This is a genomic window from Dolichospermum sp. UHCC 0352, assembly GCF_009711925.1.
Classification (GTDB): domain Bacteria; phylum Cyanobacteriota; class Cyanobacteriia; order Cyanobacteriales; family Nostocaceae; genus Dolichospermum; species Dolichospermum lemmermannii.
In genome coordinates this window covers 1-9,622 of record NZ_VIKY01000027.1, presented here as the reverse complement: position 1 = coordinate 9,622, position 9,622 = coordinate 1, and the positions used below count along the sequence as shown (strand labels likewise).

Sequence of the window (9,622 nt, the reverse complement as noted above, 5' to 3'; positions counted from 1 at the left end):
GATTTTTGCGGTCTGATGCACCTTACCAATGTGACAGTTAGGGTGCGGAATGTGGGATATAAAGATGCACCGTTAGATAGATAAGCATAAGTCTTACCTGCTATCTATTGCATTTTTTTGATAAAGCTGAGATTATTTAAAAGTCTAGGTTAAGTGCGTTGGAGTTAAAAATATATGGGACTCCTATGGGATTTTGGCACAAAACTACCATAGCATTGGGATCAGTGTACAAGTCTTATAGGAAAGAATGATCAGTCAGCATTTAGAAACTACGACACTTGTAGTGTGAGTATTGCAGCAACAGTCAATATATTTACCAACAAGCTATATTGCCTGATAGATAAAAATAAATTATGTATATAGTTCGTTGATTAATTACAAATTATATGATTTGGAGATGAAAATGTTGTGACAAATCAAGTAAATACCCAATCAGTTCTGACATTTGATGGTCAAGATGACTACATAAATTTTGGCAAAAATGATATTGGTGGTGTGTTTGCTCAGGGGAGTTCAGCCTTTACGATTTCCGGATGGGTGAATCCGCATCAACTCACCAATAAAGCAACTACATACGGGGCACACAATGTATTTTTTGCCCGTTCTTCAGACCGATACAGTGATAATTTTGAATTTGGCATCAGTGAAGAAGGTAATTTAGATGTATACATTGATGAAAATATTGACAATGTTATTAAAACCTTTGGCAATGGAGAATTAACCATCGGACAATGGCACTTCTTTGCCATTGTTTTTAATGGTGGTCAACTGACTATATATCTTGATGACCATGAATATACTGGGTCTTTGACAGGTTCTTCTTTGAACAAAGCAACTAGTCCTATAACCATGGGGGCGACTTTACACAATAATGTATACTTTACAGGACAGTTGGCAAATATTAGCGTCTGGAATTATCCCTGCACTCAAGACCAAATCCAAACGCATCGCTCTAGTCCTCTAGTCGGAAATGAACCAGGATTAGTAGCCTACTGGAGATTAAACGAAGGAGAAGGAACAACTGTCCAAGACCAGAGTGGAAATACCCATAATGGAACCTTGTATGGTGATCCCAGTTGGAATTTAGCACAAGTTCTATTTGCGATCGCACAATCATCCAGCGAGGGACACAGACCAAGTAGTTCACCTGCAGAGATAGCCGAAATCGCCCAAACTACCGAATACCCAATCCCAGACAATATTCAACAACAGGAACAAGCGCAAACACCCTCTCAAGAGGAATCGAAACAAACTATGAATAATACAGCAAATCCCAAATATAAAATACTTGCTATTGATGGCGGTGGTATTCGGGGTATTATCCCCGCAATCATCTTAACTGAAATTGAAAAGCGGACACAAAAACAGATTTTTAGTTTGTTCGATTTAATTGCAGGTAGTTCCAGCGGAGGAATTCTCGCACTCGGACTAACTAAACCGCGATTAGATTTAGCAGGATCTGATAGCCCACCCGTCGCCCAATACAGCGCTGAAGAACTTCTGCAAATATATTTGGAATATGGGGCTGAGATATTTTACGAGCCATTCTGGGAACAATTACTCGGACAGATAGAGGATATATTCGTTCAACCAAAATATTCTTCAGAGGGGAGAGAAGAAATTATCAAGCAATATTTTGGCGACAGCCCTTTAGAAAATAATCTCAAAGAAGTTTTCGTAACGAGCTACGATATCGAGCAGCGAATTCCCATATTCTTTACTAATAAGCTCGAAAAACAACAGACTAAATCGAAAAAGTTTCGCAAGTTATGCCTAGGTTTTACGCTCACAGATGCAGCATTGGCAACTAGTGCAACTCCGACTTATTTTGCTCCCTATCGTGTTTCCAGTTCCCATAATACCAACGGCTTCTATACATTAGTGGATGGGGGATTAGTTGCGAATAATCCCGCTAATTTGGCTATTTTAGAAGCGCAAATTAGTAGGCAAGAAAATCAACAAGCCCTGAATATGGAGGATATCTTGGTAGTATCCTTGGGTACCGGTTCCCTGACCAGTGTCTACCCTTATGACCAAGTGAAAAATTGGGGACTATTGCAATGGACAAAGCCGCTGTTAAATATGGTGCTTGACGGCGGGAGTGAAGTAGTAGCTGGAGAATTAGAACGGTTGTTTGAGGCTACTAATAAAGGTCATAAAACTTCTTATTATCGGTTTCAACCATTCTTAAAAAGTGAACTCGAAGATATAGATAATGCCAAACCAGAAAATCTGCGCCAATTACAAACTTTAGCGAATATACTGATTCAAGAAAAAAATCAAGAAATCGATGAATTGTGTAGTATCTTGTCAAGTTAGGGACTGCCAAAATAAAAAATATCCCATATTTAGGGTGCGTCAGCCGAACGGTTATTAATTGAAATCACAGATTGATAAGATTGTCAGCAAAAGTATCACAATTTTAGGTAATTACAATGGACGAAATCGTTAAAAAATTGGCTGGTCTGGGTCTTCCTGGCATAATTCTCGTGGTTTTAGCAGTTTCATCAGCAGGTAGTAATGCTGCTATTATTGCTACCCTCACATCTGTGGGAGGACCGTTTGGTATCCTCGGAGGTATAGGTCTGCTTGGTCTGACAACAGTTGTAGGGGATACTGTAGCAGGCTATGGAATTGAAGCTATTCTCAAGGCTATATATACAGAACGTAGCAAAACCGAATCAGTCAGATTTCTGCTCAAAGAAATTAAAGATTTGCCCATTTCAGACGACCTAAAACTCAAACTGAAAAATCACCTCAGTCCCGAAGCCAATACTTCTGCTGAAGCACCAGCACAACCAAGGGAAGTGGAAATTGTCGAGGAATAATTTCTGGATTTACCCTTCTGTCACAGTCAGTAACTCAGTCCCTTTAGGACTGAGCTTGCCAGAAAAGCAGAAACTTACACAAATATAGTTCTGTTTCCCTTTTTTATAGGATAACTTGGTAAGCGTAAAACTCAGTGGCTTTAGCCGGAGAGATATAAGCGACACAGACGAATTTATTCGCCTTCAGTCTTCATTTTTTCTATAAGCTTATCGGTAAATTCTCTTAATCGTTCTTGCCAGTCTGGGACGGCTTTTAACTTTGCCTTGACTCCAGGCAACACTTTAAAGCAAACAGGGTCTTTATCAAATGGCTGTTTACTTGTGAAACCTAATTTGTTATTTTTCTGGAATGGCATTTCTATTTAGTAAATATGTTGATATACTAACAATATTACAACATTGCAGGTCGAACAATGTCTAAGGCTAAAAAGTTAATGGGAGTTCAACAAGTTTTGTTATCCCCAGACAACGAAACAAAAGCGGTATTAGAGTATCTTTGTCAGCAATCAGGCAAAATTTATAATAGTGGTGTTTACTTTGCTCGACAGACGTTTTTCAAAACTGGAAAGTTATTAACTAACAAGTTTGATTTGATTTACGAAAAATCCATCAGTAAATCACTTGTCGCCCAGTCAATGCCATCAGTTCCAATGCAGCAAACTCTAATATCAGTGGCAGAAGGTTTTAAATCTTTTAAAGAATTGCGCTCTTTGTTTCTCGAAGGACAATTACACTTTAAACCTAAAGTACCAGATTACTTGACAGGTTCTAAACTTTTTAAGGTTGCTTATCCAAATTCAGGAGGACAACCTCCAACATTAATTAACGGACAACTTAGATTTTCATTAGGAACAACTGTTAGGCGATGGTTTGGTATTTCTGACTTCTTTCTGACAATGCCTTCAAACATTGATTACTCAAAGGTTAAAGAATTTACTATCCTCCCTAAAAATGGTGCTTTCTACTTGGAAATTTCTTATGAAGTCAAGAGACAAAAACATGATTTAGACATCAATCAAGCTTTATCAATTGATTTGGGAACTGCTGACAATTTAGCAGCTTGTGTTGATACTTTGGGTAATTCCTTGTTGATTGATTCTCGTTCAATGAAAGCGATGAACCAGCTTTGGAATAAACAAGTATCAACTCGCAAAGAGGGGAAACCTGAAGCTTACTGGGATAACTGGTTAGACCGAGTAACCCGTAAACGCAACCATCAAATGAAAGATGGCGTTAATAAAGCTGCAAAACTAATTATTGACCACTGCCTAAAATACGGTATTGGCACATTAGTCATTGGCTGGAATGAAGGCTTTAAATCTAACGCTAATATGGGTAGATTGAATAATCAGAGGTTTGTTCAAATGCCTCTAGGAAAGCTTAAAGACCGACTAAAGCAACTATGTGATTTACATGGGATTAGATTTCAAGAAACTGAAGAATCTTATACGTCAAAAGCATCTTTCTTAGATGGAGACTCCCTGCCCGTTTATGGTCAGAAACCAGAAGGGTGGAAAGCATTACTGTTAGCGCGTTAAACGTGGATTGTATCAGTCAGCTAATGGTTCAATTGTTAACGCTGATCTAAATGGTGCAGCGAATATTTTGCGAAAAGTAGCGGGAAGATTAGGTCTTTCACTTAATCAACTCAGTAGACGATCCTTGACAATCGTAGCGAGAATTAGACTTTGGGTTTTGCCTAAAACTATTCTGTCCGCAGAATCTCAGTGTCTTTAGACCTGAGAGTGTCAATGACAAATGGTGTGGTCTTTGTTTGTGCTATTTTTATTATCTTTTCTTTTACTGTGGGTTATCTTTTGGGTGGTCCTGGTATTGATACTCAAAGAGTTCTAGGAGTAGGAACTGCACAACGCAATTTTGCCGCAGCATTGTTAATAGGTACGAGTAATTTTGATGATCCGAATGTGATCAGTGTGATTATGGTGACGAGTTTATTAATGATGGTATCTGTTCTGATTTTGGGTAAAAACTTACCAGAATTAGATCAAGGACTGGGTGTAGATTTAGAAAAGGTAGAGGTTTCGTGATGACATAATTGCTGGTTATGGAGTTGGTTTTTTTGGCTAATGATATGTATGACGATGCTTACAGCAGATTTCGCTCTAATGAGGTACTTATGTAGCGGGCAAGATGCCCGCACTACAAGAGTTTCATGATTCAAGTGGGTTTTGTCTGTGTAGCTGAGATTTATAATCGTCAGGACTTAATATTACATCCTTTCTAAAACCTTAATTCCTAACAAAGATAATCCCAACTTGAGAGTTTTTGCAGTTAAATCACATAACATTAACCGTGAAGTTCTTGCAGGTTCTTCTGATTTGAGAACAGGGCAATTTTCATAAAATTTGTTAAACTTATCGCTGAGTTGATACAAATAATCACACAAACGATTTGGTAATAAATCCTGTTCTACTTCCTTAATTACTTCATCAAGTTGCAGCAGATGTTTAGCTAAAGTTAATTCTGCATCTTCTTTCAGCAAGATTTGGCGATTTATTCCTAAGTTGGTAAAATCAATATTCCCTTGACGACTAATTCCTTGAATTCTCACATAAGCATAAAGAAGATAAGGGGCTGTATTGCCTTTGAGAGATAACATTTTGTCATAACTAAAGACATAACTACTGGTGCGATTTTGGCTTAAATCAGCATATTTAACCGCACTAATCCCCACAACTTCCGCAACATTTTGCATAAATTCTTCTGTTTCTGTGCGTTCATCTTCTTGTAATCTATTTTCTATGTCTGCACGAGCGCGGTTAATAGCTTCATCTAACAAATCTCGTAACCGCACAGTATCCCCAGAACGAGTTTTGAATTTTTTGCCATCTTCTCCTAATACTAACCCAAAAGGAACATGAACTAATTCCACATCTTCAGGAATCCAATTTGCTTTTCTTGCGACTTGGAAAAATTGGGCAAAGTGGTTAGATTGTCCTTCGTCTGTCACATAAACAATCCGCTTGGCTTTATCTTCTTGAATGCGATAACCTAAAGCTGCTAAATCTGTGGTTGCATAATTATAACCACCGTCAGTTTTTTGGACAATTAAAGGTAAAGGATTACCTTCCCTATTTGTAAAACCATCTAAGAAAACACATTTTGCCCCTTGGCTTGATTCTAATAATCCCGTTGTTGCTAAATTTTCCACAACTTTTGGTAATAATGGATTATAAAAAGATTCACCTCTTTCTATTAATTCAACATTGAGTAAATCATAAATAATTTGAAATTCTTGTCGAGATTGTTCACATAACAATTTCCAAGCATGAAGTGTATCTTCCGCACCAGCTTGTAATCTCACAACTTCTTGACGGGAAGTTTCTTGAAAAACTGGATCTTCATCAAATCGCTGTTTGGCTTTGCGGTAAAAATTGACTAGATCTCCAATATCTAAAGCATTTGCAGTAGTAAGTGCGTCTGGATAAACTTCCCGCAAATAGGTAATTAACATCCCAAATTGCGTACCCCAATCACCAACATGATTTAACCGCAAAACATCATGACCACAAAATTCTAAAATTCGGGCAATGGAATCACCAATAATAGTCGAACGTAAATGTCCGACGTGCATTTCTTTAGCAATATTCGGACTGGAAAAATCAACAATTTGCTTTTGTGGATTTGTTGCTGTGGGTATTCCCAATCTAGCATCTATCTGAATCGCGTTAAGTTGTGCTTCTAAATAAGAAGTTTGTAATTTGAGGTTAATAAAACCAGGACCTGCAATTTCTGGAGGTTCACAAATATCAGATACATCTAGTTTACTGACAATTTCCCCAGCGATAATTCTCGGTTGCTTTCCTAACTTTTTACTTAAAGATAAAGCCACATTAGCTTGATAATCACCAAATTTAGGATTACTGGCAGAAACTAAAATTGGATCTGTATTGGTATAATCTGTACCAAAAGCAGCTACTAAAGCCTGTGTTAATTTTAGTTTTAGTTGTTCTTGTGTAGCGTTCATTATGTAAATTGGATCTGTGTCAAAGGTGCTGTAATCCTTGATTTTAACTTGAAAATATGATCAATTAAAGAAAATTATCTAGGATAGATGGCAGCATTCAGCCAGTGTCACCGTTTTTGTGACAAAAGAACCTAAAAATTTTAACCTTGAAGATTTAGTCTGATGGCGGCTAAAATTGTTACGATAACTTCAGATTAGTTGTTGAAACCTTGATTCAATCTGAAACCTTAGAATTACTAGAGTGGCCTCGCTTGTGCCAGCACCTTTCCACCTTTGCGGCAACTAAGCTAGGGGCAATAGTTGCGCGTGACTTGCCGATTCCTGAAACCCAGGTAGAAAGTGAACAGTTATTAGCGCAAACCAAAGAAGTTTACGAACTGGAAAGTCGTTTACATCCAGGATTATCCTTTGAAGGAATCCAAGATATCGGTGATTCCCTAGAACGGGCAATACTTCAAAGTATTTTACCTGGAGAGGAACTATTAGCGATCGCTACCACCCTGGCAGGGACAAGAAATTTACGCCGTGTCATTGATAATCAAGAAAATGTCCCAGTTTTAAACGATTTAGTTTCCCAATTACGAACGTACCCAGAATTAGAACAGGAAATCCACCGTTGTATTGATGAACGGGGAGAAGTAACTGATCGCGCTAGTCAGAAAATGGGGGAAATTCGGGTAGAATTGCGGAAAATCCGCAGCCAAATTACTCAAAAACTCCAAAATATTATCCAAGCAAAATCGGGAGCAATTCAAGAACAGTTAATTACCCAAAGAAGCGATCGCTTTGTCATCCCCGTCAAAGCCCCCCAAAAGGACGCAATTCCCGGCATTGTTCATGACACCTCCACCAGTGGCGCAACCCTGTATATAGAGCCTAGCAGTGTCGTTCCCTTGGGTAATCAACTGCGGCAAATCTTCAGAAAAGAGCAAACCGAAGCCGAAGCCATTCGTCGGACTTTGACGGAGAAAGTAGCCGCAGTTACCCCAGATTTAGAAAGGTTATTAGCCATTGTCACTACCTTAGATCTAGCAGTTGCGAAAGCTCGTTATAGTCTGTGGATAGGTTCTAACCCCCCGCGCTTTATCAATCGCCAAGACAATGAAATTATCACCTTGCGAAATCTGCGCCACCCGTTATTAGTATGGCAACAGCAGCACGAACAAGGAAATCCCGTCATTCCGGTAGATTTGCTGATCAGTCCCCAAATTCGGGTAGTCACCATCACAGGACCAAATACAGGTGGAAAAACGGTAACTTTAAAAACCTTGGGATTAGCGGCTATCATGGCGAAAGTGGGTTTATTTGTTCCTGCCCGTGAACCCGTAGAAATGCCGTGGTTTTCGCAAGTTTTAGCTGATATTGGGGATGAACAATCTTTACAACAGAGTTTATCCACGTTTTCAGGACATATTCGCCGCATTAGTCGAATATTAGAAGCATTGGAGGAGAAAGGAGTCAGGAGTCAGGAGTCAGACTTCGACTTCGCTCAGTCGAACGGAGTCAGGAGAAAGAAAGAAGAAGAGGAAGAAGTCAGGAGAAAGGAAGAGGAAGAGGAAGAGGAAGAAAAAGAAAAAATAAAACTACCAATCCCCAGTCCCCAGTCCCCAGTCCCCAGTCCCCAGTCCCTCGTATTACTGGATGAAGTTGGTGCAGGCACAGATCCGGTTGAGGGTAGTGCATTAGCGATCGCTTTACTCAAATATCTCGCCAATCATACCCAGCTAACAATGGCTAGTACCCACTTTGGCGAACTCAAAGCCTTAAAATATGAAAATCCTCAGTTTGAAAATGCTTCCGTAGAATTTAACGAAACCACCCTTTCACCCACTTATCGGCTATTGTGGGGGATTCCTGGACGTTCCAACGCCTTGAGTATTGCCTTGCGTTTAGGGTTAAAACCAGAAGTAGTAGCAGAAGCGAAAACTCAAGTTGGAGAAGCCACAGACGAGGTAAATCAAGTCATTGCCGGTTTAGAAGCCCAACGTCGCCACCAAGAAACCAAAGCCGCAGAAGCCCAAAAAATATTACGTCAAGCCGAACGATTATATAAAGAAGTTTCTGACAAAGCCGCTGCTTTAGAAGCCAGAGAAAAAGATTTGCGGGCTTCCCAAGAAATTGCCGTTCAACAAGCAATTACCCAAGCCAAAGGCGAAATTGCCCAAGTTATCCGCCGCTTGCAAAAAGGCACACCTAACGCCCAAGATGCCCAACAAGCTACCGCATCCCTAAGTCAAATTGCTCAAAAATATGAGCCAGCCCCGCCACCTAAACCTAAAGCTGGGTTTATGCCCAAAGTCGGCGATCGCGTGCGAATTCCCAAATTAGGGCAAACCGCCGAAGTCTTAACAATTCCTGATGCTGACGGCAATTTCGCCATTCGTTTTGGCATCATGAAAATGACAGTCCAACTCCAAGATATAGAATCATTAGATGGACAAAAACCCGAACCCATAGTTAAAACAAAACCAGCCCCAGCCGTAGTTACACCACCACCAGCCCCAGCCATTCGCACCTCTCAAAATACTGTAGATTTGCGCGGAAAACGCGTAGCTGATGGCGAATATATCTTAGACAAAGCCATTTCTGAAGCCGCTGGACCCCTATGGATTATTCATGGACACGGTACTGGCAAACTAAAGCAAGGAGTTCACGCTTTCTTACAACAACATCCCAGAATTACCCATTACGAACCAGCAGCACAAGCCGATGGTGGTAGTGGTGTCACTATTGCTCATATCTAAAGGGAACAGGGAACAGGCAAAATTATTACAACTAACAACTGTACGGGCGAAGCATTTGGAGA

At 39.8% G+C, this 9,622-nt stretch carries 6 protein-coding genes and 1 pseudogene; 5 read left to right on the top strand and 2 right to left on the bottom strand.

Annotation, left to right across the window (positions count from 1 at the left end; translation table 11 throughout):
* Positions 1-408: 408 nt before the first annotated feature.
* A complete protein-coding gene (locus FJR06_RS01695) occupies positions 409-2,319 on the top strand; it encodes a patatin-like phospholipase family protein (RefSeq protein ID WP_168650495.1) in 1,911 nt (636 codons plus the stop codon).
* A 116-nt stretch (positions 2,320-2,435) separates the two neighbouring features.
* The gene (locus FJR06_RS01690) at positions 2,436-2,828 is read left to right on the top strand and encodes a hypothetical protein (RefSeq protein ID WP_015079729.1); all 393 of its coding nucleotides are present in this window, start codon (positions 2,436-2,438) and stop codon (positions 2,826-2,828) included.
* 173 nt (positions 2,829-3,001) lie between these two features.
* Here the strand turns inward: FJR06_RS01690 and FJR06_RS01685 are convergent, their stop codons facing one another.
* Positions 3,002-3,184, bottom strand: a complete 183-nt coding sequence (locus FJR06_RS01685; RefSeq protein WP_015079730.1) for a hypothetical protein — start codon at positions 3,182-3,184, stop codon at positions 3,002-3,004.
* Positions 3,185-3,262: 78 nt separating this feature from the next.
* On the opposite strand from FJR06_RS01685, the pseudogene FJR06_RS01680 reads away from it, so the two are divergent.
* Both FJR06_RS01680 and FJR06_RS01675 read left to right on the top strand, forming a co-directional pair.
* A pseudogene (locus tag FJR06_RS01680) lies at positions 3,263-4,565 on the top strand (RNA-guided endonuclease InsQ/TnpB family protein).
* A 14-nt stretch (positions 4,566-4,579) separates the two neighbouring features.
* Positions 4,580-4,876, top strand: coding sequence for a hypothetical protein (locus FJR06_RS01675; RefSeq protein ID WP_235081995.1), 297 nt, complete (start codon positions 4,580-4,582; stop codon positions 4,874-4,876).
* 182 nt (positions 4,877-5,058) lie between these two features.
* On the opposite strand, the gene argS is transcribed toward FJR06_RS01675, so the two are convergent.
* Complete coding sequence (gene argS, locus FJR06_RS01670; RefSeq protein WP_015079731.1) at positions 5,059-6,816, bottom strand: arginine--tRNA ligase; 1,758 nt, start codon at positions 6,814-6,816, stop codon at positions 5,059-5,061.
* Between the two features lie 209 nt (positions 6,817-7,025).
* Between argS and FJR06_RS01665 the strand changes: the two genes are divergently transcribed.
* Positions 7,026-9,560, top strand: a complete 2,535-nt coding sequence (locus FJR06_RS01665) for an endonuclease MutS2 (protein WP_015079732.1) — start codon at positions 7,026-7,028, stop codon at positions 9,558-9,560.
* The last annotated feature ends 62 nt before the right edge of the window (positions 9,561-9,622 follow it).